This window comes from Streptomyces sp. NPDC006012 (assembly GCF_042871185.1).
GTDB lineage: Bacteria > Actinomycetota > Actinomycetes > Streptomycetales > Streptomycetaceae > Streptomyces.
This window is the reverse complement of record NZ_JBIAIE010000009.1, coordinates 158,759-184,570: the sequence shown is the minus strand read 5'-3', so window position 1 is coordinate 184,570 and position 25,812 is coordinate 158,759. Positions and strand designations below refer to the sequence as shown.

Here is a 25,812-nt window from a genome sequence, read left to right as displayed (position 1 = left end):
TAGTTCACTCGTTCGAGTAGTTCCGGCCCGGTCAGGAACTACAGCGGAGGCGTCTGGAACTACGCGAGGGGCGGTCCCGCGTTCAGCGCGCACCATCCGTGCCCGAGGTACCAGTGGCCGCCCGCCCGCAGATGGTCGACCACGGCCCGCTCGACGGATGTGCGTCGGGGGAGGTCGTCGACCGGCAGGTCAGGGTCGCCGAACACGAACCGGACGGGGTCTGCGTCCGACGGTTCCGTGTCCTCGTGGGTGGGGCGGAACCGCTGCTGGAAGCGGACGATGTTGGAGTCGGCGGGAAGATACCGCCTCAGCTGCGGGTCGAGCAGCCAGGAGTGGCAGACCGCGATCCGGTGCCGTTCCTCGGCGAAGTACCGGGCGAAGAACTCCCGTGCCCGCGCCAGGGAGCGGTCGCACGCGGCCGGGGTCAGCGGTCCCGAGAAGTCGGGGACGTGGAGGGCGAGGACGGGGTCGCCGGGCGAGACGGGGTGGCCGCTCTCCGTGATCCAGCATGCCGCCTGGTCCCCGAGCGCCGTCCGCTCGAACTGGAGCCGGCCCAGCTGGTACAGCGTGCCGCGGAAGTGACGGACGAGCCAGTCGGACGCCTGTACCCCGCCGTGGCCGTGCTGCCTGCGGTAGACGGCCATGGCCCGGCCGAGGTCGGCGAGGGTGTGCCGGGAGACGTCGGCCGGGATGCCGCGGTCGCGGTGGTACGCGCGCACGTGCGGGACGGCTCCGAGGAAGACGTAGGCCAGGAAGTAGGCGCCCGCGTGGGCCGGCGCCTCGGCAAGTCGCTCCGCAGGCCGCACCGGACGGCCGGGGAGACCGATGTCCCGGACCAGATCCTCGACGCACTCCTCCAGAAGCCGCAGCACGCCGGCGTCACCGGTGACGGTGCGGTGCAGACGTACCAGTTCGTTGATGTCCTCGTGGGGCACGCTCAGGTCGAGCAGCAGCTCGGGCAGATCCTCGGCGGCGGGCAGCACCACGCGGTTCCCCTTCTCGGACGACGTTCGCGTCTCGTCCTGATCGATGTGTACGGCTCGGTCAATGTGTACGTCTTGGTCGATATCTACGTCTACGTCTCAGCGGACGTCGATGTCCCAGCACACGTCTACGTCTCGCCGGGAGATCTCAGTGGACGGGTGCGCCTTGGTCGATGTCCGGGTCGAAGAGTACGTTGCAATCAGGAGTGGTGATCCGATGCGTACGGGCAGTGAACCGACGACCGCGCGCAGTGCGCTGCGGGCACGGTTCTGGCTGAGCGTATGGGGGCTGGCCTGGGCCATCTTCGGCACGGCGGCGTTCGCCGTGGTCGGGCGGCCGGGCTGGGCCGCCGCCTGCGGGGTGCTGTGGCTGGTGGCCACCGTCGACATGGCCGTGATCCTCCGGCACATCCGGCAGGGCCCGCACTATCAGCCGGGCCGTGACGTGCCGCCGTACTCACCGCCGGACAACCCGCCCCCGTACCGTCGGCTGCCGCAGGGCCGTCCGCCCTACGGTCGTCCGCCACAGCACCGCCACCCCTAGGGCGTACCTGCCCGTCCGCGCGCCTGGCGCACGCCGGGTCAGGAATCGAATTGCGCCGCCTTCAGGTACTGCGGGTTCGGGTCGAGTGCGGCGGCCAGCCGGAAGTGGCGTTTTGCCTGGTCACGGCGGCCCTGGCGCTCATAGGTACGGGCGAGCGCGAAGTGTGCGAACGCGTTGTCCGGTTCGCGTTCCAGGACGATGGTGAACTCCAGCTCGGCGGGCCTCAGTTGTGCGGAGGCGAAGAAGGCACGCGCGCGTAGCAGACGGGCGGCCGTGTTCTCGGGGTGCGCGGCGATGACTGGGTCGAGCAGCTTCACCGCGCCTCGCGGATCCCGCGCGTTGAGCAGTTGCTCGGCGGCACGGAAGTCGATGACGTGCGTTTCCGGGGTACGTCCGGGCGTTCCGCTGGTCTCAGGCACGGCACAGTCCTTCCCTCACAGACGAAATTCAACGCCCGCGCGCGTGCGGGCTATTCCTCCGACGCCCGCTGGGAGCCGGCGCGACGGGCCTGCTCCCTGCGGACCAGGTCGGTCCAGACCTCGGCGACACGGCGTCGCAGAGCCTCCAGGGATACGTCGTTGTCGATGACGACGTCCGCGATCTCCAGGCGCTTTTCGCGGGTCGCCTGCGCGGCCATACGCGCGCGTGCGTCCTCCTCGGTCATGCCGCGCTGTCGTACGAGCCGGTCGAGCTGGGTCTCGGGGCTCGTGTCGACGACGACCACGATGTCGTAGAGCGGTGCGAGGCTGTTCTCGGCGAGGAGCGGGACGTCGTGGACGACGACGGCATCGGGGGCGGCCGTGGTCTCCAGTTCTTGCGAGCGGGCGCCCACCAGGGGGTGCACGATCGAGTTCAGGACGGCCAGCTTGTCGGGGTTGCCGAAGACGATCGCGCCGAGTCCGGGCCGGTCCAGGCTGCCGTCGGCGGTGAGGATCTGCTCGCCGAAGGCTCGGACCACCGCAGCGAGCCCCGGCGTACCGGGCGCGACGACCTCCCGCGCGATGCGGTCCGCGTCGATCAGTACGGCTCCATGGTCGACGAGCAGCCGCGACACCTCGCTCTTGCCGGCGCCGATCCCTCCGGTCAGGCCAACTTTCAGCATGGGCGAAAGCGTAGACGCTCCGCTCGGCGGGCGGAGGGGGCGGTGCGGGCCGACCGCGGAGGTCGGCCCCCTGCACTCCGTGCGCTCCACATATTGCGTGCCGTGCGTCCATCAGATGCGTCCATGCTTCGCACGCATTCCGCGTATCAGGCGCCTTCCGCGCATCGCACGCGCTCCGCGTCAGTGTCGCTGTCGGTGGCGCTATCGGTGTCGGTGTCGCTGTCGCGCCCGGTCAGGCCTCACCCTCCCGCTCCGCGAGAAATCGCTCGAACTCCTGTCCGATCTCGTCGGCGGACGGGATCTCGACCGGTTCGGCGAGCATGTTGCCCCGGGTCTCGGCGCCCGCGGCGGCGTCGTACTGGTGCTCAAGGCCCTGGACGAGGGCCGTCAGCTCCTCGTCGCCCTCCTGGACCTGCCGGTCGATCTCGGTCTGCGTGCGGTGCGCGTCCGTGCGCAGCGAGTGTGCGATGCCGGGCAGCACGAGACCGGTGGCCGCCGTGATGGCCTCAAGGACGGTCAGGGCCGCGTCCGGGTACGGAGAGCGCGCGATGTAGTGCGGGACGTGCGCGGCGACGCCCAGGACGTCGTGTCCGGCCTCCATGAGGCGGTACTCCAGCAACGCCTCGGCGCTGCCGGGCACCTGGGCCTCGTCGAAGGGGCTGCGGCCCGGGACGAGGTCGGTGCGGTTGCCGTGCGGGGTGACGCCCACGGGACGGGTGTGCGGGACGCCCATGGGGATGCCGTGGAAGTTCACGGAGAGGCGGACGCCGAGCCGTTCGACGACCTGCCGTACGGCCATGGCGAAGCGCTCCCACTCGACGTCCGGTTCCGGTCCGGACAGCAGCAGGAAGGGCGCTCCGGTGGCGTCCTGGACCATGCGGACCTCGATGGCCGGCTCCTCGTAGTCGATCCAGCGGTCCCGCTTGAACGTCAGCAGCGGGCGGCGGGCCCGGTAGTCGACGAGCCGGTCGTGGTCGAAGCGGGCCACGACCTGGTGGGGCAGCGAGTCGAGAAGCCGGTCGACGATCTGGTCGCCGGTCTCGCCCGCGTCGATGTATCCGTCGAAGTGGTAGAGCATGACAAGACCGGCCGACTCCTGGGCGAGCGCCATGTCGACCACGGCCAGCCCCTTCGGCTCCCATGCGTACAAACCCTGCGGATCAAGCACTGTGACCGCTCCTCCTCTGTTCCCCAGGCGTCAACGCCCCGGGGGACGCGGGCATTCCCGCCTCACCCCTCGGTCCTGCCCTGCGGTCCTTCCCCGCAGTACTCGGGCAAGCGCCAACTCCCGTACGAGCGCGCCCTCAAGTGCCTCATGTGCTGCGCATGTCGCGGATGTCGCGGATGTCGAGGAGAACCATGGGGGGGCCTGCGCTGCGGCCCGCGACCAGCCGCGAGCGGACACGCGCAGGGCCCGCCGCCGCGCCGCGATCCGCTGATGACCAGCCGGCCTCCTGGCCCTGGGCGGCGCGCAGAGGGCTGGCAAAAGAACCACAGAGGACCGGTCCAGCAGACGACCGGCCCCATGGACGACAAGTCCCGCAGATGACCGGTCCCGCGGAGGACTGGCCTCCGATAGAAAGCCTCACAGCATGAGGCAGTCTCAGACGTGAGGCGCTCTCAGACGTGAGCGCGTCTCCGGTCGGAGAAGCCGCCTCCGGCGAAGGCCGTCCCTGGCGAAAGCCGCCTCCGGTGAAGCCGCCTGCGGCCGGGAAAGCCGGCCGCACGCCGGCACGACTGAGGGGCCGCACCCGTAAGGATGCGACCCCTCGGTCACTTGCCTGGCTTCAGCAGCCGACTGGAATCAGTCCCCTCGGGGACCGTTCAGCTCTGGCCGCCGGCGAGCTTCTCGCGCAGCGCGGCCAGCGCCTCGTCCGAGGCCAGTGCACCGGAGTTGTCCGGGCCCTCGGAGGAGTACGAACCGCCACCGGACGCGGCCGGAGCGGCGGCCTCGCCGCCCTCGGCGGCAGCGGCGGCGTCGGCCTCGCGGGACTTGATGACCTGCTGCTGGTGCTGCTCGAAGCGGGTCTGCGCCTCGGCGTACTGGCGCTCCCACTCCTCACGCTGCTTCTCGTACCCCTCGAGCCAGTCGTTGGTCTCGGGGTCGAAGCCCTCGGGGTAGATGTAGTTGCCCTGGTCGTCGTAGGACGCGGCCATGCCGTACAGCGTCGGGTCGAACTCGACCGAGGCCGGGTCGGCACCGAAGGACTCGTTGGCCTGCTTGAGGGACAGCGAGATCCGGCGACGCTCCAGGTCGATGTCGATGACCTTGACGAAGATCTCGTCGTTGACCTGGACGACCTGCTCCGGGATCTCCACGTGGCGCTCGGCCAGCTCGGAGATGTGGACCAGGCCCTCGATGCCCTCGTCGACGCGGACGAACGCACCGAACGGAACCAGCTTGGTGACCTTGCCCGGGACGACCTGACCGATCTGGTGGGTGCGGGCGAACTGCTGCCACGGGTCTTCCTGGGTCGCCTTCAGCGACAGGGAGACACGCTCGCGGTCCATGTCGACGTCGAGTACCTCGACGGTGACTTCCTGGCCGACCTCGACGACCTCGGACGGGTGGTCGATGTGCTTCCAGGACAGCTCGGAGACGTGGACCAGACCGTCGACGCCACCCAGGTCCACGAAGGCACCGAAGTTGACGATCGAGGAGACCACACCGGAGCGGACCTGACCCTTCTGCAGGGTCGTGAGGAACGTCTGGCGGACCTCGGACTGGGTCTGCTCCAACCAAGCACGGCGGGACAGGACCACGTTGTTGCGGTTCTTGTCCAGCTCGATGATCTTGGCTTCGAGCTCCTTGCCGACGTACGGCTGGAGGTCGCGCACGCGGCGCATCTCGACCAGGGAGGCCGGGAGGAAGCCGCGGAGGCCGATGTCGAGGATGAGACCACCCTTGACGACCTCGATGACGGTACCGGTGACGATGCCGTCCTCTTCCTTGATCTTCTCGATGGTGCCCCAGGCACGCTCGTACTGGGCGCGCTTCTTCGAGAGGATCAGGCGGCCTTCCTTGTCCTCCTTCTGGAGGACGAGGGCCTCGATCTCGTCACCGACGGCGACGACCTCGTTGGGGTCGACGTCGTGCTTGATCGAGAGCTCGCGGCTCGGGATGACACCTTCGGTCTTGTAACCGATGTCGAGCAGGACCTCGTCCCGGTCGACCTTCACGATGACGCCGTCGACGATGTCGCCGTCGTTGAAGTACTTGATCGTCTCGTCGATCGCGGCGAGGAAGGCTTCCTCGTTACCGATGTCGTTGACCGCTACCTGCGGGGTGGTGGCGGTGGTCTCGGTGCTGCTCGTCATGTGGGAAAGGGCTCCGGTACGGACATTGAAGTCGTAGGTACTGCTTACGCCGGGAGCCCGTTTCGCTCTGCAGAAGCCGGACAGCCAAGGAAGCGCCCCACCGGGAAATCCGGCGACGGCGCCTCGACAACCGAGGGACATACAACAGATGCGAGCGCAGCCTGCTACGTCTGAGGAGCGCAGGCCCGCAGCGCAACTTGTAGCATACGGGGGCAGCCGGACAGGGTCAACGTACGAAGGTGCACAGCCGGGGCGAATTGCCGCATACCCGGCACAAAATACGTCCCGCCAGGCCACGCCGGTCCGCAGGGTCTGTCTTGGTCCGCCTCGGTACGCCTTCCGTGACCCGCCCAGAGGGCTGCACGAACGTGGAAGAGCACGACGAGGGAGCCGATCATCCAAGAGTCCGAAGCGTCCGAACCGGAGGCCACCCGGCGTGCGGCCGGTGCCGCGGAGAGCGCCCGCGCCAATCGCGGCTGGTGGGACCGGAATGCGGACGAGTACCAGACCGAGCACGGCACGTTCCTCGGGGACGACCGTTTCGTATGGGGTCCCGAGGGCCTCGACGAGGTGGAGGCGGAGTTGCTCGGCCCGCCGGACGAGCTGAAGGGCAAGGACGTCCTGGAGATCGGCGCGGGCGCTGCCCAGTGCGCGCGCTGGCTGGCCGCGCAGGGGGCGCGTCCGGTGGCGCTGGACCTCTCGCACCGCCAGTTGCAGCACGCGCTGCGCATCGGCGGATCGTTTCCTTTGGTGTGTGCCGACGCCGCCGCGCTGCCGTTCGCGGACGCCTCGTTCGACCTGGCGTGCTCGGCGTACGGGGCGCTGCCGTTCGTGGCGGATCCGCGGCTGGTGCTGCGGGAGGTGCGCCGGGTGCTGCGGCCGGGCGGCCGGTTCGTCTTCTCCGTCACGCACCCGGTCCGCTGGGCGTTCCCGGACGAGGCGGGGCCGGAGGGGCTGACCGTCTCGGCGTCGTACTTCGACCGCACCCCGTACGTCGAGCAGGACGAGCAGGGCCGGGCGGTGTACGTCGAGCACCACAGGACGCTCGGTGACCGCGTCCGGGACATCGCCTCCTCGGGTTTCCGGCTGGTGGACCTGGCCGAGCCGGAGTGGCCGGAGTGGAACACGTCGGAGTGGGGCGGCTGGTCCCCGCTGCGCGGCGGCCTGCTCCCGGGGACGGCGATCTTCGTCTGCGAACGGGACTGAGGCGGAGGGTCCGCGAAGCGGACCGACGCCGGCCGGACCGCCCCGCACGCGCGCGTGCGGGGCGGTCCCTTGGGCGTACGACACTGGGGGCGTGATCCGTTACGACGCACTGGACGCCCTGCCCGTACGCGGTGCCCTGCCCGCGCTGGACGACGCCCTGGCGGGGCACGGTACCGCCGTCCTGGTGGCGCCGCCCGGCACCGGCAAGACGACGCTGGTGCCGCTCGCGCTGGCCGGGCTGCTGGGCGAGGGACCGCAGCAGCGGGTGGTGGTGGCCGAGCCGCGGCGGATCGCGGTGCGCGCCGCGGCCCGCCGGATGGCGTGGCTGCTGGGCGAAGAAGTCGGGCGCAGCGTCGGCTACACCGTGCGCGGCGAGCGGGTGGTGGGGCGCCACGCGCGCGTGGAGGTGGTCACGACCGGCGTGCTGCTCCAGCGGCTCCAGCGGGACCAGGAACTGTCCGGGGTCGATGTCGTGGTGCTCGACGAGTGCCATGAGCGGCAGCTGGACGCGGACACGGCGGCGGCGTTCCTGTGGGACGTGCGCGAGACGCTGCGTCCGGAGTTGCGGCTGGTGGCGGCGTCGGCGACCACGGACGCGCTGGGGTGGGCGCGGCTGCTGGGCGGGGCGCCGGTGGTGACGGCGCGGGGCGCGGCGTACGAGGTCGAGGTGGTGTGGGCGCCGCCGGCCCGTCCCGTGCGGCCGCCGCACGGGCTGTGGGTGGATCCGGCGCTGACGGCACACGTGGCGTCGGTGGTGCGGCGGGCGTTGGCCGAGCGGTCCGGGGACGTGCTGTGCTTTGTGCCGGGGGTCGGCGAGATCGCGCGGGTGGCCGGGCAGTTGGGGGATTCGGGCGCGTTCGGTGACGTCGACGTGCTCCAGGTGCACGGGCGGGCTCCGGCGGCGGTACAGGACGCGGTGCTGGCACCCGGGGCGCGGCGCCGGGTGGTGCTGGCCACGTCGGTGGCGGAGTCCTCGCTGACGGTTCCCGGAGTACGGGTGGTGGTCGACTCGGGGCTCGCGCGGGAGCCGCGGGTGGACCACGCGCGCGGGCTGAGCGCGCTGACGACGGTACGGGCGTCGCAGGCGGCCGGACGGCAGCGGGCGGGCCGGGCCGGACGTGAGGGGCCGGGTGTGGTGTACCGGTGCTGGACGGAGGCCGAGGACGGACGTCTGCCGCGGTTCCCCGCGCCGGAGATCAAGGTGGCCGATCTGACGGCGTTCGCCCTTCAGTCGGCCTGCTGGGGCGATCCGGACACATCCGGTCTCGCGCTGCTGGATCCGCCTCCGGGCGGGGCGATGGCGGCGGCGCGCGAGGTGCTTGCGGCGATCGGCGCGGTGGACCGCGCGGGCCGGGCGACACCCCGAGGGCTGCGGCTGGCCCGGCTGGGGCTGCACCCCCGGCTGGGGCGGGCGCTGCTCGACGCGGCGCCCCTGGTGGGTGTGGAGCGGGCGGCGGAGGTGGTGGCGCTGCTGAGCGAGGAGGCGCCGCGGGCGTACGGCGACGATCTCGCGGGCGCGGTGCGCACGGCCGGGCGCGGTGGTGACGGGTACGCGGGACGGTGGCGGGCGGAGGTACGGCGGCTGCGGGCCGCCGCCGAGTCCGTCGGCGCCGACGCCGGTGTCCCCGCGCGGGTGCCGGCGCCGGCCGGTCCGGGTGGCCCGGTGGTTGTCGGAGCGGCGGACCGGGCGGCCGGTGTCGTCGCGGCGCTCGCGTTCCCCGAACGGCTGGGGAAATGGGGCGGCGGGTCCTGGCTGATGGTGTCGGGGACACGGGCCGAGGCCGCGGAGGGGTCGGTGCTGCGCGGCTGCGAGTGGCTCGCCGTCGCCGCCGCCGACCGGCCCGTGGGCAGGGGCCACGCGCGCGTGCGGCTCGGGGCCGTCGTGGACGAGGACGTGGCCCGGCTCGCAGCCGGGGCACTGCTCTCCGAAGGGGACGAGGTGCGCTGGGGCGAGGGCGACGTCACAGCCCGCAGGGTGGAGCGGCTGGGGTCCGTCGAACTGGCGGTACGGGCACTGCCGGACGCGGCGCCCGGTCTCGTACGCGAGGCACTGCTCGACGGGCTGCGGCAGGAGGGGCTGGGGCTGCTGCGGTGGTCGGCGGAGGCGGGCGTGCTGCGGCAGCGGCTGGCCTTCCTGCGGCTGCATCTCGGTGCGCCCTGGCCGGACGTGTCGGACGATGCGCTGTACGCGCGCGTGGACGACTGGCTGGAGCCGGAGCTGGGACGGGCCCGGCGCCGGGCGGACCTCGCGCGGATCGGCGCCGGGCAGGCGCTCGGGCGGCTGCTGCCGTGGGCGGACGGAACGGCCGCGCGTCTCGACGAACTGGCCCCGGAACGGATCACCGTGCCGAGCGGCTCCCGGATCCGGATCGACTACGGCAATCCCGAACAGCCCGTTCTCGCGGTGAAGCTGCAGGAGATGTTCGGGCTGCACGAGTCACCGGCCGTCGCGGGCGTGCCGCTGCTCGTGCACCTGCTCTCCCCCGCCGGCCGGCCCGCCGCGGTCACCGCCGACCTCGCCTCCTTCTGGAAGGACGGCTACCGGGGTGTGCGGGCGGAGTTGCGCGGCCGGTACCCGAAGCATCCGTGGCCCGAGGACCCGGCCGCGGCCGAACCCACCCGGCACACCAACGCCCGGCTCGGGCGCTGACCGGCTCGCGAACCGCCGGGCCAGGCGGCCGGGTTCACGCGCCGACCGGTGCGGGTTCGGCCACGTCCGCCGGCGCGGGTTCCCCCGGTCGTCGGCCGCGTGCCTCCAGCCAGAGGGCGAGGACCAGCAGCACGGCGCCGAGGGTCAGGCAGCCCCAGGGCAGATAGGACGTCAGCAGCAGGACGACGGTCCGGTTCTTCTCGACCATGGACACGGTGCTCTCGATATAGTCCTCGCGCATCTTCACATCGCCGGCGAACGCGGTCACCTTGTCCCGCCCGCCGAGCAGGGTGCCGCCGCGCAGTTCCTCCTTGTGCAGCTCCTCGCCGTACACGGGCGCACCGGTGACGGGCTCCACCCAGAACTTGCGGACCGTGCTGTACCAGCGGGTCGTACCGGTCTTGGCGACGGACTCGGGGGTGATGCCCTCGACGGGCATGGCCTTGGGGAAGGGGACCTTGGTCCAGGGGACGGTCTGCTCGAAGTAGTAGACCGTCACACCGCGGAACTTCTGGGTGCCCTTGTAGTGGATGGGGCTGGTGGTACGGCTCTGTGCGTCGAAGTACTCGTAGTCCCGCTTCTCGGTGAGGAAGGGCCACTTGTACTCGATGCCGTCGCGCCGGACCGGGTCGCCGTCGACCATCTCACCGGTGGCGTGCACGGGTTCCTGGGAGTGCGCGTCGAAGATGTAGCGCTCGGGGATCCGGGAGACCATTTTGCCGTCGGGTCCCTGGACGTAGGACATGCCGTCCCAGACGACCACGTCCCGGCCCGCCGTCCGCTCGACCTTGTTCGCGGCCTCCACGTTGCCCTTGAGGGTCTGCACGATGGTGACCTTGGGGACCTTGCGCGCCTGCATCGTGCCGTAGTCGAGGAGGGTGGCGTCCTTCGCCTCCAGGACCATGTCCTGGTACTGGTTCGGGGGGATCTTGGCCAGGCGCGGGAAGGCATACCAGCGCAGCAGCGGGGACAGCGCCGCGAAGAACACGGCGAGGGCGAGCAGGATCAGGCCGGCCTTGCGGCGCATCTCGGCCTCCCTCCCGGGCGGGCGGTCACGGGTGTGCGGGCACGGTCGTCAGCAGCGGCTTCGGGGATGTCCTGCCGTCCGGCAGGCCGACGGCCGTGATGGCGAGGACCAGGGCGACCGCGACGGCGAGACCCGCCACGGCGGCGATCAGGGCGCGCATACGAAGCCTCCCCAAACGGTCGGGAACAGCCGGGCATCTGTCCGCGGCGGTCGCGAACCGACAGCGAACTGATGGTTCGTCAGCTCCGGCACGGTAGCAACGGGAGGCCGAGATGAGAACAGGTCGCACACGGACGAGGGCGCCCGTCCGCAGAAGCGGAGGGGCGCCCTCGTCAGGGAGCGTGCTGCCCGCGGCCGTTACGACGACGCGGAGGGACTCGGCGACGGCGAGCCCGACGGGTCGGCCTCGGTCACCGTCAGCCTGACGGTCAGCGTCGCACCGCCGGTGGTGGTGATCTTGAGCAGGAACGTGCCCGTGGTGTCGTCCGCGTACAGCTTGGGCAGTTTCAGCTGCCCCTTCTCGTCGGTGACCAGGCCGGTCAGGGTGCGTACGGGGTCGCCGTCGTCGTTCTTGAAGTACGGGCCCTTGTCATTCGCGCTGTCGTCGAGCAGCGACTTGACCACGGTGGCGGTGGCCGCGACGCCGTCCGCCGCCGCGCCCTTGTACGTGGCCTTCACCGTGACCGGGTCGGCGAACTCGCCGCCCGCCGTGCAGGTCAGCGCCGCGTCGGTGCTGGCGTCGGCGAGGGCGTCGGCGGCGCGCTCAGTGACCGTCGCGGAGTAGTCGAGGGCCTTGACCGCCGTCCGGCCCACCACGGTGGCCCGGACCGTGAAGTCGCCGGTCTTCTCGCCCGCCGTGAGCGCCGGCGCGACGGCGACGCCGCCGGTGCCGGTGGTGACCGTGGCGACGCTCTCCCCGCCGGCGAACGTGGCGTCGGTGTCCCCGACCAGGGTGAACCGGACGCGCACCTTCCCGACGGACTTGCCCGTCTTGGTCTCGGCCCGCGCACTGATCTTCCCGCTGAAGGCGTCGCCCGCCATCGTCGAGAGCGTGCCGGTGCCCGCGTTCGCCAGATGGTCCACCGTGTCGGTGGGCGTCGGCGACGTGGCCGGCGGGGTCGCCGGCGGCGACGGCGTACCCGACGCGGGCGGGGTGGGCTGCGGGGTGCCGGACGGCTTGCCCGGCTTCGGCTTCGACCCGGCCGGCTTCCCGGGCGTCGACGACGGCTTCGGGCCGGCCGGTTCGTCGCTGCGGTGCGAAGGCACGTGACCGGTGCCGTCGGGGACCGAGTGGGTGCCCTTGCGGTAGTACTCCAGCCACGACAGGACGGTGTCGAGGTAGTCCTGCGAGTTGTTGTAACTGAGGATCGCCCGGTCGAGTTCGGCCTGCGTCGACAGGTCCCAGTCGTAGCGGCACAGGTAGTAGCCGGCCGCGAGTGCGGCGTCGTAGACGTTGTTCGGGTCCTTGACGCCGTCGCCGTTGCCGTCACGGCCCGCCCAGGCCCAGGTGGACGGGATGAACTGCATGGGACCGACGGCCTGGTCGTACTGGCTGTTGCCGTCGTACTGGCCGTTGTCCGTGTCCTGGATCAGCGCGAAGCCGTTGCCGTCGAGCTGCGGGCCGAGGATCTTGCCCAGGGTGTTGCCGTCCGCGTCGACCCGGCCGCCGCGGGCCTGACCGGATTCGACCTTGCCGATGGCCGCGAGGAGTTCCCAGGGCAGGTTGCAGCCCGGCTTGGCGGTGCGCAGATCCGCCTCGGCCCTCTTGTACGCGTCCAGGACAGTGGCCGGTATGCCGGCCTCCGCTTCGCCCTGGCCGACCGGGGTGCCGACGGGAGACGACGGGCTGGGGCTGGGGCTGGGGTTGGGACTGTTGAGGGGCGGCAGGTCCGTGTAGTACGGCGAGTTACCGGTGGCGTTCTCTTGGGAACCCTCCTCCGGTCCAGGAGCGCTGCTGCTGCCGGCGGCGGCCCGGTCGTCCTGGCCGGCTGCCGTCAGGCCCGGCGCCTGGGACGCGGAGAGAGCCGCGACCGCCGCCGCGGCCACCGCGGTCGTCGCCGCCCCCTTGCGCAGCCTCCTGCCGAAATGCGCCGCCATAAGGTGAACCCCTCCCGTGGACGTCCAGCGCCCGTCTTCCGACTGCCTGCTCGCTCTGTTTCGACGATTGATCCGGTGCAGTGGTTGCCCCGTTACGCCGGCCGAGTACGCACGGTGACCCGTTCGGCCGCATGTCCCAGGCGGCAACCCAGGTGACCCTACGGCAACTTTCTTTGCGCGGGCACCCGTTGCCGCCCGGTTTTTACCGGTTGGCCATATGCCGTTGTGCTGGAAGAGGTCCCTCATACTTGACGAAAGCGTTCACCGGGTCGGCGCAGCGGCCGACGACCGCTTCAGGGGAGCTTTCGTTGCCGTTCACTCTCAGCCACGCCGCCGCCGTCCTGCCCGCGATGCGCCCGGACGGGACCGGGCGAGGCCGGCTGGTACCCGCGGTGCTCGTCGCGGGCTCCTTCGCCCCCGACATGACGTTCTACGCGGCGAGCGTCCTGCCCGGCGCGATGGAGTACGGCACCGTCACCCACTCGCCCGGCGGCGTCCTCGGCATCGACGTGCTGACCGCCTTCGCTCTGGTCGCGCTGTGGCTCCTGGTCCGCGAACCGTTGGTGGCGCTGTTGCCACGGGCCCGCCAGGGGCGGCCCGCGGCCCTGCTGCGGTGCGGGGCACCCCACGCGCGCGTACGGCCCGCCACCGTGGCGTGGTGGTACGTCTGCGCGGTCCTCGGCGCGCTGACGCACGTCGTGTGGGACGCCTTCACCCACCACGGCCGCTGGGGCACACGGCTGCTCCCGGTACTGGACCGGGACCTGGCGGGCGCACCGCTGTACTGGTACCTGCAGTACGCCGGTTCCGCCCTCGCCGCGCTCGTGATCACCGCGTTCACGGTGCGCGCGCTGCGACATGCCACGGCGCGCGAACCGGTGGGCGTGCCGGTCCTGTCCGTACGGGACCGGTGGCGGGCCGGTGCGGTGCTCGGCGGCTGCGCGGCGATCGGAGCCGTCGAACGGGCGGCCCGCTGGTGGACGTCCTGGGGCGCCACGGCGCACCCCTGGGACCTGCTGCCCGCGGTGTGCTTCGGGGCGGGCGCGGGGCTGGTTCCCGGGCTGGTGGCGTACGCGGTGGGTGTCAGGGTGTGGCGTCCGGCCCTGGTTCCCGCCGCTCCCGGTGGGCACGATGCGCAGCGGACCCGGACGGCCGCTCCGTGACGGTCGCTACGAACACGGTGATGGTGCGGGACGGCCGTGGCCGCGGGCGTGGCAGCAGGGTGAGGAGCAGCGCGAGATAGCTGCGGGCCAGCTCGTTGCAGTGGCGCCAGCGGCGGCCCGGATCGGGGCGCAGGGCGTGCCCGGCGAGCCGACGCCCGAGGTCCGTCACGGCGTTGCGCACCGTCGTCGCCGGGGCGGTGGGAATGCGGGCGGTGCTTGCGTCAGCCGCGAGGGCCGGGACCAGCGGGGACTGCGGGGACGGGGCCATGGCGGCGTCCGCCCTGGCCATGATCCGCGCCTGTGCCGTCCGGCGGTGGAGCATGCGTATACCCATGCCCGCATCCTTGCTGGCGGGCGGGGCGGGGGCGTTTTGGCGGGGGCCACGTGAGTGACGGTTCCCCGCGGGGCCCGGGCGGGGATCGTGCGGGGTGGCCGGTGTGGAGAGGTGGGGTGGAGACGGGTTCGGCGCCGTCCGGGCGGGTTTTCGGGGCCCGCCGTCGCGACGGGGCATGGGCGGGGCCGGCGGTCCGGCGGGGGTGAGGTGGGTCCGGCAACCGCCGGAGTGCCGGAGTGCGGCGCGGGGCTGAGCGCCGTCACGGTGGGACAAAGGCGGGCCGGTGGGGGTGGAGCGGCCCATTGTCCGGCAGGGGGCCGCTGGGACGGGTGCCGGCGGAGCGGGCGGGGTGGGGGGCGCCCGCTCCGCCGGCGCGGTGCTCAGTGGGCCGCAGATTCCCAGTCCGGGCCCGCCCCGATCGAGACGTCCAGCGGAGCCCTCAGATGGACCGCCGCCGCCATCTCACGGCGGACGATCTCCTCCGTGGCCTCACGCTCACCAGGAGCGACTTCCAGGACGATTTCGTCGTGGACCTGGAGCAGCATGCGGGACGCGAGGCCCGCCTCACGCAGCGCCCGGTCGACATGGAGCATGGCGATCTTGACGATGTCGGCGGCCGTGCCCTGGATCGGCGCGTTCAGGGCCATGCGCTCCGCCATCTCACGGCGCTGCCGGTTGTCACTGTTGAGGTCCGGCAGATAGCGGCGGCGGCCGAACAAGGTCTCCGTGTAGCCCGTCGCGCGTGCCTCGTCCACCACCCGGCGCAGATAGTCCCGCACACCGCCGAAACGCTCGAAGTACGTGTCCATCAGGGCACGCGCCTCGGCCGCGTCGATGTTCAGCTGCTGGGAGAGACCGAAGGCCGACAGCCCGTACGCCAGGCCGTACGACATCGCCTTGATCTTGCGGCGCATCTCCGCGTCCACCCCGGTCCGGTCGACCGAGAACACCTGCGAGGCGACCGTGCTGTGCAGGTCCTCACCCGAGGTGAACGCCTCGATCAGGCCCGCGTCCTCGGACAGGTGGGCCATCACCCGCAGCTCGATCTGGCTGTAGTCGGCGGTCAGCAGGGATTCGAAGCCCTCTCCGACGACGAACCCACGGCGGATCGCCCGGCCCTCGTCCGTACGCACCGGGATGTTCTGCAGGTTCGGGTCGGTGGAGGAGAGCCGGCCGGTGGCCGCCACGGTCTGGTTGTAGGTGGTGTGGATCCGCCCGTCGCCCGCGATCGTCTTGATCAGACCCTCGACGGTGACGCGCAGCTTCGCCTGCTCACGATGGCGGAGCATGATCACCGGGAGTTCGTTCTCGGTCTGGGTGGCGAGCCAGGCCAGGGCGTCGGCGTCGGTGGTGTAACCCGTCTTGGTCTTCTTCGTCCTGGGCAGCGCCAGCTCACCGAAGAGGACCTCCTGAAGCTGCTTGGGCGAGCCCAGGTTGAACTCGTGCCCGGCAGCCGCGTGGGCCTCCTTCACCGCCTGCTGCACCGCGCTCGCGAAGGTCTGCTCCATGGCCTCCAGGTGCGCCCGGTCCGCGGCGATGCCGTGCCGCTCCATGCGGGCCAGCAGCACCGAGGTCGGCAACTCGACGTCCCGCAGCAGGTCCGCCGCACCGACCTCGCGCAGCCGGCCCTCGAAGACCTCGCCGAGGTCGAGGACCGCCCGGGCCTGGATCATGAGCGCCTCGGCCTCGGCGCCGTCGTCCACACCGAAGGCGAGCTGACCGTCGGCCGCTGCGGCGGGCGCCAGCTCACGGCCCAGATACTCCAGGGACAGCGCGTCCAGGTCGAAGGAGCGGCGGCCCGGCTTGACCAGGTACGCGGCGAGTGCCGTGTCCATGCTGACGCCGTCGATGCTCCAGCCGTGCTCGGCGAAGACCCGCATGGCGCTTTTCGCGTTGTGCAGGACCTTGGTCCGTTCACCGTCCGCCAGCCACGCCGCGAACGCCTTCTCGTCGGCCTCGTCCAGCTCGGCCGGGTCGAACCAGGCGGCGCTGCCGTCGGCCGCGGCGAGCGCCACCTCGGCGACCGAGCCGGCGCCGAGTGCCCAGCTGTCGACCGTGAAGACACCCAGGTCGCGGCCGTCGTGCTCGGCAAGCCAGGCAGCCAGCTCACCGGTGCCGAGCACGGTGCCGTCCAGCTCCACACCGTCCGCCACGGCCACGGTCGTCTCGGCCTCCTCGGCACCCGGGTCAACGGCGAACAGCCGCTCACGCAGGGACGGATTACGGATCTCCAAGGTGTCCAGGAGCAGCGAGACGCCCTTGCGGTCGTACGGTGCGCGCTCCAGGCCCGCGACGGTCCCCGGCAGCTCCACCCGGCGCTCCAGCTCGGTGAGCCGGCGGTTGAGCTTGACCGACTCCAGGTGATCGCGGAGGTTCTGCCCGGCCTTGCCCTTGACCTCGTCCGCACGCTCGACCAGCTCCGCGAAGGAACCGAACTGGTTGATCCACTTGGCGGCCGTCTTCTCACCGACACCCGGGATCCCCGGCAGGTTGTCGGACGGGTCGCCGCGCAGCGCGGCGAAGTCCGGGTACTGGGCGGGCGTCAACCCGTACTTCTCGACGACCTTCTCCGGAGTGAATCGGGTCAGCTCCGACACGCCCTTGGTCGGGTACAGCACCGTCGTGTGCTCGGTGACCAGTTGGAAGGAGTCACGGTCACCGGTGACGATCAGCACCTCGAAGCCCTCGGCCTCGGCCTCGGTGGCGAGCGTGGCGATGATGTCGTCCGCCTCGTACCCCTCGACGGCGAAGCGCGGCGCGTGCATCGCGTCGAGCAGTTCACCGATCAGCTCGACCTGGCCCTTGAACTCGTCCGGGGTCTTGGAACGGTTCGCCTTGTACTCCGTGAACTCCTGGGAACGCCAGGTCTTGCGGGACACGTCGAAGGCCACCGCGAAGTGCGTGGGCGCCTCGTCACGGAGCGTGTTGGCCAGCATCGACGCAAAGCCGTAGATCGCGTTCGTCGGCTGGCCGGCCGCGGTCGTGAAGTTCTCCGCGGGCAGCGCGAAGAACGCGCGATAGGCCAGCGAGTGCCCGTCCATGAGCATGAGCCGGGGACGGCCGCCACCGGAGGTCTTGTCGGTCTTCTTCGATGCTGTCTCTGCCACGCACCCGATCCTGCCACGCCGCACTGACAGCCGGGCCCGGCCCCGCGCCCCGCCGCGGCCGGGCAGCGGTGACGGCCTGCCGGAAACGCCCCCGGCACCCGCCCAGCCCTACCGCCGTCCGACCGCCCGGCCCCAAGGACTGTCACCGCCGCATGCGAGGATCGAATGCACAGCACATGGACGCATGGCGAAGGGAGCGCGCGATGGCGACGAAGCCGCCGCAGTCTGATCCGGTACAGGACGCCCCGCAGGTCGACGGACCCCAGCACGCGGCCGCGGGACTGCCGGCCATCCGCCACACACTGCGCATCGCCCAGCAGCAGATGGGCGTCAAGCGCACCGCGCTGACCCTGCTGCGGGTCAACCAGAAGGACGGCTTCGACTGCCCGGGCTGCGCCTGGCCGGAACCGGACCACCGGCACACGGCGGAATTCTGCGAGAACGGCGCCAAAGCGGTCGCCGAGGAGGCCACCCTGCGCCGGGTCACCCCGGAGTTCTTCACCGCGCACCCGGTGGCCGACCTGGCCAACCGCAGCGGCTACTGGCTGGGACAGCAGGGACGCCTCACCCACCCCATGTACCTGCCGGAGGACGGCGAGCACTACGAGCCCGTCTCCTGGGAACGCGCCTTCGACATCATCGCCGACGAGATCGCCGCCCTCTCCTCCCCCGACGAAGCCGTCTTCTACACCTCGGGCCGCACCAGCAACGAAGCCGCCTTCCTCTACCAGCTCTTCGCCCGCGAACTGGGCACGAACAACCTGCCCGACTGCTCGAACATGTGCCACGAGTCGTCCGGGTCGGCCCTGACCGAGACCATCGGCGTCGGCAAGGGCAGCGTCCTGCTCGAAGACCTCTACAAGGCCGACCTGATCATCGTCGCCGGCCAGAACCCCGGCACCAACCACCCGCGGATGCTCTCGGCCCTGGAGAAGGCCAAGGCCAACGGCGCGAAGATCATCAGCGTCAACCCGCTGCCCGAAGCGGGCCTGGAGCGGTTCAAGAACCCGCAGACCGCGCAGGGCATGCTCAAGGGCGCCGCGCTGACCGACCTGTTCCTCCAGATCCGTATCGGCGGCGACCAGGCCCTGTTCCGGCTCCTCAACAAGCTGATCCTGGAAACCGAGGGCGCCGTCGACGACACGTTCGTCCGCGAGCACACCCATGGCTTCGAGGAGTTCACCGAGGCCGCCCGCGCCGCCGACTGGGACGAGACGCTCACGGCTACCGGCCTCACCCGCGCGGAAATCGACCGGGCCCTGGCGATGGTGCTCGCCTCCGAACGCACCATCGTCTGCTGGGCCATGGGCCTCACCCAGCACAAGCACTCCGTACCGACCATCCGCGAGGTGGTCAACCTCCTGCTGCTGCGCGGCAGCATCGGACGTCCCGGCGCGGGCGTGTGCCCGGTGCGCGGCCACTCGAACGTGCAGGGCGACCGCACGATGGGCATCTTCGAACGACCCGCCGCCACCTTCCTCGACGCCCTGGAGAAGGAATTCGGATTCGCCCCGCCACGCGAGCACGGCTACGACGTCGTACGCGCCATCCGCGCCCTGCGCGACGGCGACGCCAAGGTCTTCTTCGCCATGGGCGGCAACTTCGTCTCCGCCACCCCCGACACCCGGGTGACCGAGGCGGCCGTGCGGCGCGCACGGCTGACCGTGCACGTGTCGACGAAACTCAACCGTTCGCACGTGGTCACCGGCGCCCGGGCACTGATCCTGCCCACCCTGGGCCGCACCGAGCGGGACCTTCAGGGCTCCGGCGAGCAGTTCGTGACCGTCGAGGACTCCATGGGCATGGTGCACGCCTCCCGGGGCCGGCTGGAACCGGCCGGCCGGCACCTGCTCTCCGAACCGGCGATCGTGTGCCGGCTGGCACGCCGAGTACTCGGCCCGGACAGCCAGACCCCCTGGGAAGAGTTCGAGAAGGACTACGCGACGATCCGGGACCGCATCGAGCGGGTCATCCCCGGATTCGACGACTTCAACGCGCGCGTGGCCCGCCCCGGCGGCTTCGCACTGCCGCACGCCCCACGCGACGAACGCCGCTTCCCGACCACCACCGGGAAGGCGAACTTCACGGCCGCGCCCATCGAGTACCCGAAACTCCCGCAGGGCCGGCTGCTGCTGCAGACCCTCCGCTCGCACGACCAGTACAACACCACCATCTACGGCCTCGACGACCGCTACCGCGGCATCAGAAACGGACGCCGGGTGGTACTCGTCAACCCCGAGGACGCACGAGAACTGCGGCTCGCCGACGGATCCTACGTCGACCTGGTGAGCGAGTGGCAGGACGGCATCGAGCGGCGGGCCACCGGATTCCGGGTGGTGCACTACCCGACGGCGCGCGGCTGCGCGGCGGCCTACTACCCCGAGACCAACGTCCTGGTGCCGCTCGACGCCACCGCGGACACCAGCAACACCCCAGCCAGCAAGTCCGTCGTGGTGCGTCTGGAACAATCGGCGACCGCCTGAGCGTTTGCTCAGGACAGTCCCAGTGAGCTGACCACGACGAACGGAGCCTGTTCCGATGGGCGAGCAGCAGGACCTGAAGTTCCCGCAGGAGATCATCGACGAGTACGCCGCGCTCGGCATCGACCTGCACGCCCTGTTCTCCGCGGGCCACCTCGGGACGCGGATGGGCGTCCGGCTCACCGAGGCCTCGGCGGAACGGGTCGTCGGGACCATGCCGGTGGAGGGAAACACCCAGCCCTACGGCCTGCTGCACGGAGGCGCGTCCGCCGTGCTCGCGGAGACCCTCGGCTCCGTCGGCGCCATGCTGCACGGCGGCAGCTCGAAGATCGCCGTGGGCGTCGACCTGAACTGCACACACCACCGCGGAGTACGGTCCGGGCTGGTCACCGGGGTGGCGACACCCGTGCACCGGGGGCGCAGCACCGCGACGTACGACATCGTGATCAGCGACGAGGCCGGACGGCGGGTCTGCAGCGCCCGGCTGACCTGCCTGCTGCGCGACGGCAACACGAACGACGCGACCCAGACCCGCACCGCCCAAGGCTGACACCCGCCCACGACTCACCCCGGCCGCCCACCGTCCCTACGGCCTCCCGCCCCGTCCGCCTCGGCTTCGGCATCCGGGGCAGCGGGAGATCCCCGGGCGGGGCGGAGGCACCCGAGCCGGCGGCATCACCGCCGACCGCATCGCCGTCGGCCGGAATGGCGCTGCCACACTCCGGCCGCCGGACCAGCGCCATACGCCGGCCGCCGGGCCCGCCCCCGCACCACCCAACAGGCCCACGCCGCACTCGACGACGACGGGAAGCCGACCACCGGACCATCGGGCGCGAACGGCGAGGGCCCATGATCCACACGGCACCGGGGCGGCCCGTACGGCGGCGGCGCGACCGCAGCACACCGCCGCAGCCGCCGCCCCGGTCACCCGCCCATCGGACGGCATGCCCACAGCACTCCCCCAGCCCGCCAACAAGCTTTCTTCACAGGTCAACTGATGGTCCGTCACTGATATTGACCTCAACCAACGGCCGTGGCAGACGAGTTGACGGAGCGTGAACTTCCGCCCCGCGTCGCCCGGTAGTACGTACCGATTCGCGATCATGGACGAGTGGCGACAGCGAGCGGCACCCGTCCACACGGCGCGGGACACGACCCGCCCGCCGCCACCCCGCCGGCACCGACTCCCATCGCGACCGTCAAGTCATATGCCGGACTTTCACCGCCCATATCACCCCAGTCGCCTTTCCGGACAAAAGCGGGCCCTCACCGTAAGATCCAGACAACCATGCATGTGACGGCATGTAAGGGAATACGGAAAAATTCCGAAAGACGTCCGATCAGCTTTCACAGAAGTAACTCTGCGTAATAAGCGCGCAATACGAGCAGACGGTTTCCCCGGGGGCCGCAATACACACAACACCCCACAGAAACCGCTCCAGCCCCCCAGAACAAGCACACCATGTAATGACCAAAAAGCCCGAGACACCTGAACCGATCACGGCCGGTCCTGCAGGTTCTCGCGATGCGGACGGGGCGAATCGGCCTTAATTCATGCGTTCCCCCCACCGAGTACCGCTCTGCATTACCTCGTGTCATAACAAGAGCGTCACAGCATTGGCCATACCCTCTCCCCATTCCACACACCCGGCCTAGAGTCACGGCCAGTCACCGCGCCGTCAGATCGCTTTTTGGCCCAGCGCGCGACACCGACCGTTTCCAGGGGGATGCGGTCGTGACAGCGAAAGGAATGATCGTGCGTCAACGTTCGCTCATCGCCATCACCGCCGCCCTGGCAGCGGGAGCACTCACACTCACCGCCTGCGGCTCGCGCGACAGCGGCGACAACGGCTCGGACTCCAGCAGCGGCGGCACCACCGTTGTGATCGGCGTCGACGCCCCGCTGACCGGCCAGAACTCCGCCACCGGCCTCGGCCTCCAGTACGGCGCCCAGATCGCCGCCGACGACGCCAACAAGAACAAGACCGTCCCCGGCGTCACCTTCAAGGTCAAGGCCCTGGACGACAAGGCACTGCCCGCCACCGGCCAGCAGAACGCCACCCAACTCGTCGCAGACGACACCGTCCTCGGCGTCGTCGGCCCCCTCAACTCCGGTGTCGCGACGCAGATGCAGCAGGTCTTCGCCACCGCCAACCTGGTCCAGATCTCCCCCGCCAACACCGCCCCCGAACTCACCCAGGGCAAGAACTGGCAGACCAAGAAGACCCGCCCCTACAAGACCTACTTCCGCACCGCCACCACCGACGAACTCCAGGGCGGATTCGCCGCCGACTACGCCGCCAACGGCCTCAAGAAGAAGAAGGCCTACGTCGTCGACGACAAGCAGACCTACGGCGCCGGCCTCGCCAAGATCTTCAAGGAACAGTTCGCCAAGCAGGGCGGCAAGGTCATCGGCACCGACCACGTCAACGTCGGCGACCGCGACTTCTCCACCCTCGTCACCAAGATCAAGAACTCGGGCGCCGACATCCTCTACTACGGCGGCCAATACGACGAGTCCCAGATCCTCACCAAGCAACTCAAGGACGCCGGCGCCAACATCCCGCTGTTCGGCGGCGACGGAATGTTCACCCCCACCTACATCAAAACCGCAGGCAAAGCCGCCGAAGGCGACCTCGTCACCTCCATCGGCGTCCCCGTCGACACCCTGCCCGCCGCCAAGACATTCGTCGACACCTACAAGGCCAAGAAGTACCCCGGCGACTACGGCACCTACGGCGCCTACTCCTACGACGCCGCCACCGCCATCATCAAAGCCGTCGGCCAAGTCGTGAAGGACGGCAAAGTCCCCTCCGACGCCCGCACCCAGGTCGTCGACGCCGTCCAGAAAACCAGCTTCGACGGCCTCTCCGGAAAAATCTCCTTCGACGAATACGGCGACACCACCAACAAGCAGCTGACCGTCTACCAGGTCACCAACGGCGAGTGGAAGTCCGTCAAGAGCGGCACCTTCGAACCCAAGAACTGACCTGAGCACCACACCGCACCACCCAGGGCCGCGCGGCACAGACCACCGTCACCGCGCGGCCCCCCTGTCTACCCACAAACACTCCCACCACATGGAGGCCATGCGGTGAACACACTGCCGCAGCAGCTGGCCAACGGGCTGTTCCTCGGCTCGATGTACGGCCTGATCGCCATCGGCTACACAATGGTGTACGGGATCGTCCAGCTCATCAACTTCGCCCACGGCGAGATCTTCATGACCGGAGGCTTCGGCGCACTCACGGTCTACCTCGCCCTTCCGGACGGCATATCCATGTGGATTGCCCTACCCGCAATGCTCCTCGGCGGCGCACTCATCGCCGTCCTCATCGCCGTCGGTGCCGAACGCTTCGCCTACCGACCCCTCCGAGGCGCACCACGCCTCGCACCCCTCATCACCGCCATCGGCCTCTCACTCGCCCTCCAACAACTCGTCTTCAACCTCTACCCCGACGCCAAAACCGCCCGAGTCTTCCCCCAACTCCCCTTCGGGCCCTACCACCTCGGCTCCATGACCATCCAAAGCGGCGACATCTTCCTCATCATCGCCGCCCCCCTCTGCATGGCCATCCTCGCCTTCTTCGTCCGCCTCTCCCGCACCGGACGCGCCATGCAAGCCACCGCCCAAGACCCTGACACCGCCCAACTCATGGGCATCGACACCAACCGCATCATCGTCGTCGCCTTCGCCATCGGCGGCCTCTTCGCAGCCGTCGCCGGCCTCTCCTACGGCCTCAAATACGGCTCCGTCGCCTACGACATGGGCTTCATCGCCGGACTCAAAGCCTTCACCGCCGCCGTCCTCGGCGGCATCGGCAACATCTACGGCGCCATGCTCGGCGGCCTCGTCCTCGGCCTCGCCGAAGCCATGGCCACCGCCTACATCGCCGACATCCCCGGCATGCAACAACTCGGCGGACAAGGCTGGGCCGCCGTATGGGCCTTCGTCCTCCTCATCCTCGTCCTCCTGTTCAGACCACAAGGCCTACTCGGCGAACGCGTCACGGACAGGGCGTGACCACCATGACCAACACCACACACACCACCACCCGCGGCCCCATCCCACTCCCCCAGGCCGCCGCCCGCCTCCTCATCACCATCGGCGCCCTCGGCACCATCGCCAGCACCTTCCTCAGCTGGACCTGGACCTCCCAATTCCCCGGCGACCTCACCGTCTACGGCTACCCAGCCGGACTCCAGATCATCGCCCTCACCGCCGGCGCACTCACCCTCCTCCACGCCCTCACCCTCTGGAACACCCCAGGACTCCACTGGCTCAACCCCGGCAAAAACACCACCCCTCTCCTCCTCACCGCCCTCTCCGCCTTCACCGTCTGCTGGTTCACCGCCATCGCCATCGCAGTCGACCTCGGCGGCCTCGTCAACCTCGAACCCGGCGCCTACACCGCCCTCATCACCTCCGCCCTCCCCATCATCGGCGCCCTCGCCCTCCCCGCCCCCGGAACCGGCATCCGCGCCTACCTCACCAAACCCGACCACCCCCGCCCCAAAACCACCAACCCCCTCACCGAACGCGCCATCATCACCGCCGCCACCGCACTAGCCCTCACCGTCTTCACCTACGGCATCGGCATCGACAACGACGCCAGCGAAACCTTCATCGGCTACCTCCTCGCCGTCGTCTTCGCCGCCTGGGGACTCGTACACGCCGGCCTCCTCGACCGCTACGCCACCCTCTCCGCCCACCACAAAGGCTTCGCAGCAACCCTCGCCTTCATCGCCGCCGCCATCTTCCCCTTCACCCAGAACGACGACCACAACGCCAACATCGGCGTCAACATCCTCATCTTCGCCACCGTCGCCCTCGGCCTGAACATCGTCGTCGGCCTCACCGGCCTCCTCGACCTCGGCTACGTCGCCTTCCTCGGCGTCGGCGCCTACGCAGCCGCCCTCGTCTCCGGCTCCGAATACTCCCGATTCTCCGGCGTCCACTTCCCCTTCTGGGCCGCCGCCCTCACCGGCATGGCCGCCTCCCTCGTCTTCGGCGTCCTCATCGGAGCACCCACCCTCCGACTCCGCGGCGACTACCTCGCCATCGTCACCCTCGGCTTCGGAGAAATCTTCCGCATCGCCGTCAACAACCTCGACGGAGACTCCGGACCCGACATCACCCGCGGCCCCAACGGCATCACCCAGATCCCCGACCTCAACATCTTCGGATTCAACCTCGGCGAACCCCACGACCTCGGCGGATTCACCCTCGGCCGATTCGCCAACTACCTCTTCCTCATGCTCGTCGTCACGGCCATCGTCGTCATCGTCTTCACCCGCGCCGCCGACTCCCGCATCGGCCGCTCCTGGATCGCCATCCGCGAAGACGAAACCGCCGCCACCGCCATGGGCATCAACGGATTCCGCGTCAAACTCATCGCCTTCGCCCTCGGCGCCTCCCTCGCAGGACTCGCCGGCACCGTCATGGCCCACGTCAACTACAGCGTCAACCCACAGCCCTACCAATTCGCCGGCGCCGCCCCGCCCAACTCCGCCTTCCTCCTCGCCGCCGTCGTCCTCGGCGGCATGGGCACCGTCAGCGGCCCACTCCTCGGCGCCAGCGTCCTCTACCTCGTCCCCGAAAAACTCCAATTCCTCCAGAACTACGAACTCCTCGCCTTCGGCATCGCACTCATCCTCCTCATGCGATTCCGCCCCGAAGGCATCATCGCCAACCGCCGCCGCCAACTGGAATTCCACGAGACCGGCCAACTCGACGTACCAGCACAAACCACACTCGCCGACGAACCGGCCGTCAACAAGGCGGGGGCATGACCACCACC

At 70.3% G+C, this 25,812-nt stretch carries 19 protein-coding genes; 9 read left to right on the top strand and 10 right to left on the bottom strand.

The features are described 5' to 3' along the window. Positions 1–59 precede the first annotated feature (59 nt). On the bottom strand, positions 60–983 hold the full coding sequence (locus ACFYPJ_RS18890; RefSeq protein ID WP_389018189.1) for an acyltransferase domain-containing protein: 924 nt from the start codon (positions 981–983) through the stop codon (positions 60–62). A gap of 217 nt (positions 984–1,200) precedes the next feature. Between ACFYPJ_RS18890 and ACFYPJ_RS18885 the strand changes: the two genes are divergently transcribed. Then, the gene (locus tag ACFYPJ_RS18885; protein WP_389018013.1) at positions 1,201–1,527 is read left to right on the top strand and encodes a DUF6343 family protein; all 327 of its coding nucleotides are present in this window, start codon (positions 1,201–1,203) and stop codon (positions 1,525–1,527) included. Between the two features lie 38 nt (positions 1,528–1,565). Here ACFYPJ_RS18885 and ACFYPJ_RS18880 read toward each other — a convergent pair whose 3' ends face one another. The 4 genes from ACFYPJ_RS18880 to rpsA form a co-directional block, all read right to left on the bottom strand. Next, entirely contained in the window at positions 1,566–1,946 is a 381-nt protein-coding gene (locus ACFYPJ_RS18880; RefSeq protein WP_389018009.1) for a tetratricopeptide repeat protein, read from the bottom strand. A gap of 50 nt (positions 1,947–1,996) precedes the next feature. Next, the gene (coaE, locus tag ACFYPJ_RS18875; RefSeq protein ID WP_389018006.1) at positions 1,997–2,629 is read right to left on the bottom strand and encodes a dephospho-CoA kinase; all 633 of its coding nucleotides are present in this window, start codon (positions 2,627–2,629) and stop codon (positions 1,997–1,999) included. Between the two features lie 232 nt (positions 2,630–2,861). Next, entirely contained in the window at positions 2,862–3,797 is a 936-nt protein-coding gene (locus tag ACFYPJ_RS18870; RefSeq protein ID WP_389018003.1) for a PAC2 family protein, read from the bottom strand. Positions 3,798–4,453: 656 nt separating this feature from the next. Beyond that, complete coding sequence (gene rpsA, locus ACFYPJ_RS18865) at positions 4,454–5,947, bottom strand: 30S ribosomal protein S1 (RefSeq protein WP_376532476.1); 1,494 nt, start codon at positions 5,945–5,947, stop codon at positions 4,454–4,456. 393 nt (positions 5,948–6,340) lie between these two features. On the opposite strand from rpsA, the gene ACFYPJ_RS18860 reads away from it, so the two are divergent. Both ACFYPJ_RS18860 and hrpB read left to right on the top strand, forming a co-directional pair. Further along, positions 6,341–7,153, top strand: coding sequence for a class I SAM-dependent methyltransferase (locus tag ACFYPJ_RS18860; RefSeq protein WP_389018187.1), 813 nt, complete (start codon positions 6,341–6,343; stop codon positions 7,151–7,153). A gap of 91 nt (positions 7,154–7,244) precedes the next feature. After that, the gene (gene hrpB, locus ACFYPJ_RS18855; RefSeq protein ID WP_389018000.1) at positions 7,245–9,803 is read left to right on the top strand and encodes an ATP-dependent helicase HrpB; all 2,559 of its coding nucleotides are present in this window, start codon (positions 7,245–7,247) and stop codon (positions 9,801–9,803) included. A gap of 34 nt (positions 9,804–9,837) precedes the next feature. Here the strand turns inward: hrpB and ACFYPJ_RS18850 are convergent, their stop codons facing one another. The 3 genes from ACFYPJ_RS18850 to ACFYPJ_RS18840 form a co-directional block, all read right to left on the bottom strand. Next, on the bottom strand, positions 9,838–10,830 hold the full coding sequence (locus ACFYPJ_RS18850) for a DUF3068 domain-containing protein (RefSeq protein WP_389017998.1): 993 nt from the start codon (positions 10,828–10,830) through the stop codon (positions 9,838–9,840). A gap of 25 nt (positions 10,831–10,855) precedes the next feature. After that, the gene (locus ACFYPJ_RS18845; RefSeq protein WP_376532484.1) at positions 10,856–10,990 is read right to left on the bottom strand and encodes an SPW_0924 family protein; all 135 of its coding nucleotides are present in this window, start codon (positions 10,988–10,990) and stop codon (positions 10,856–10,858) included. A gap of 197 nt (positions 10,991–11,187) precedes the next feature. Next, positions 11,188–12,927, bottom strand: coding sequence for a lytic murein transglycosylase (locus tag ACFYPJ_RS18840; protein ID WP_389017995.1), 1,740 nt, complete (start codon positions 12,925–12,927; stop codon positions 11,188–11,190). A gap of 308 nt (positions 12,928–13,235) precedes the next feature. On the opposite strand from ACFYPJ_RS18840, the gene ACFYPJ_RS18835 reads away from it, so the two are divergent. Further along, positions 13,236–14,090: a DUF4184 family protein gene (locus tag ACFYPJ_RS18835; protein ID WP_389017992.1), complete on the top strand. Its 855-nt coding sequence runs from the start codon at positions 13,236–13,238 to the stop codon at positions 14,088–14,090. Here ACFYPJ_RS18835 and ACFYPJ_RS18830 read toward each other — a convergent pair. Continuing rightward, positions 14,011–14,424 (bottom strand): hypothetical protein, encoded by a 414-nt coding sequence (locus ACFYPJ_RS18830; protein ID WP_389017990.1) that lies wholly within the window; start codon positions 14,422–14,424, stop codon positions 14,011–14,013. The two genes, ACFYPJ_RS18835 and ACFYPJ_RS18830, sit on opposite strands and share 80 nt — an antisense overlap. Before the next feature lie 380 nt (positions 14,425–14,804). Continuing rightward, complete coding sequence (polA, locus tag ACFYPJ_RS18825; protein WP_389017987.1) at positions 14,805–17,531, bottom strand: DNA polymerase I; 2,727 nt, start codon at positions 17,529–17,531, stop codon at positions 14,805–14,807. A gap of 203 nt (positions 17,532–17,734) precedes the next feature. On the opposite strand from polA, the gene ACFYPJ_RS18820 reads away from it, so the two are divergent. The 5 genes from ACFYPJ_RS18820 (at position 17,735) to ACFYPJ_RS18800 (ending at position 25,804) form a co-directional block, all read left to right on the top strand. Next, on the top strand, positions 17,735–20,014 hold the full coding sequence (locus ACFYPJ_RS18820; protein ID WP_389017984.1) for an FdhF/YdeP family oxidoreductase: 2,280 nt from the start codon (positions 17,735–17,737) through the stop codon (positions 20,012–20,014). Between the two features lie 55 nt (positions 20,015–20,069). After that, complete coding sequence (locus tag ACFYPJ_RS18815) at positions 20,070–20,561, top strand: PaaI family thioesterase (protein WP_389017981.1); 492 nt, start codon at positions 20,070–20,072, stop codon at positions 20,559–20,561. A 1,200-nt stretch (positions 20,562–21,761) separates the two neighbouring features. Next, on the top strand, positions 21,762–23,000 hold the full coding sequence (locus ACFYPJ_RS18810; protein ID WP_389018184.1) for a branched-chain amino acid ABC transporter substrate-binding protein: 1,239 nt from the start codon (positions 21,762–21,764) through the stop codon (positions 22,998–23,000). Between the two features lie 105 nt (positions 23,001–23,105). Then, the gene (locus ACFYPJ_RS18805; RefSeq protein ID WP_389017978.1) at positions 23,106–24,035 is read left to right on the top strand and encodes a branched-chain amino acid ABC transporter permease; all 930 of its coding nucleotides are present in this window, start codon (positions 23,106–23,108) and stop codon (positions 24,033–24,035) included. A 5-nt stretch (positions 24,036–24,040) separates the two neighbouring features. Then, a complete protein-coding gene (locus ACFYPJ_RS18800; protein ID WP_389017976.1) occupies positions 24,041–25,804 on the top strand; it encodes a branched-chain amino acid ABC transporter permease in 1,764 nt (587 codons plus the stop codon). The last annotated feature ends 8 nt before the right edge of the window (positions 25,805–25,812 follow it).

Bases quoted from the DNA above. Each gene is read 5' to 3' on its own strand.
- ACFYPJ_RS18885 (WP_389018013.1), top strand. From the start codon at position 1,201: ATGCGTACGGGCAGTGAACCGACGACCGCGCGCAGTGCGCTGCGGGCA.
- coaE (WP_389018006.1), bottom strand. From the start codon at position 2,629: ATGCTGAAAGTTGGCCTGACCGGAGGGATCGGCGCCGGCAAGAGCGAG.
- rpsA (WP_376532476.1), bottom strand. From the start codon at position 5,947: ATGACGAGCAGCACCGAGACCACCGCCACCACCCCGCAGGTAGCGGTC.
- ACFYPJ_RS18850 (WP_389017998.1), bottom strand. From the start codon at position 10,830: ATGCGCCGCAAGGCCGGCCTGATCCTGCTCGCCCTCGCCGTGTTCTTC.
- ACFYPJ_RS18845 (WP_376532484.1), bottom strand. From the start codon at position 10,990: ATGCGCGCCCTGATCGCCGCCGTGGCGGGTCTCGCCGTCGCGGTCGCC.
- ACFYPJ_RS18840 (WP_389017995.1), bottom strand. From the start codon at position 12,927: ATGGCGGCGCATTTCGGCAGGAGGCTGCGCAAGGGGGCGGCGACGACC.
- ACFYPJ_RS18830 (WP_389017990.1), bottom strand. From the start codon at position 14,424: ATGGGTATACGCATGCTCCACCGCCGGACGGCACAGGCGCGGATCATG.
- ACFYPJ_RS18820 (WP_389017984.1), top strand. From the start codon at position 17,735: ATGGCGACGAAGCCGCCGCAGTCTGATCCGGTACAGGACGCCCCGCAG.
- ACFYPJ_RS18815 (WP_389017981.1), top strand. From the start codon at position 20,070: ATGGGCGAGCAGCAGGACCTGAAGTTCCCGCAGGAGATCATCGACGAG.
- ACFYPJ_RS18810 (WP_389018184.1), top strand. From the start codon at position 21,762: ATGATCGTGCGTCAACGTTCGCTCATCGCCATCACCGCCGCCCTGGCA.
- ACFYPJ_RS18800 (WP_389017976.1), top strand. From the start codon at position 24,041: ATGACCAACACCACACACACCACCACCCGCGGCCCCATCCCACTCCCC.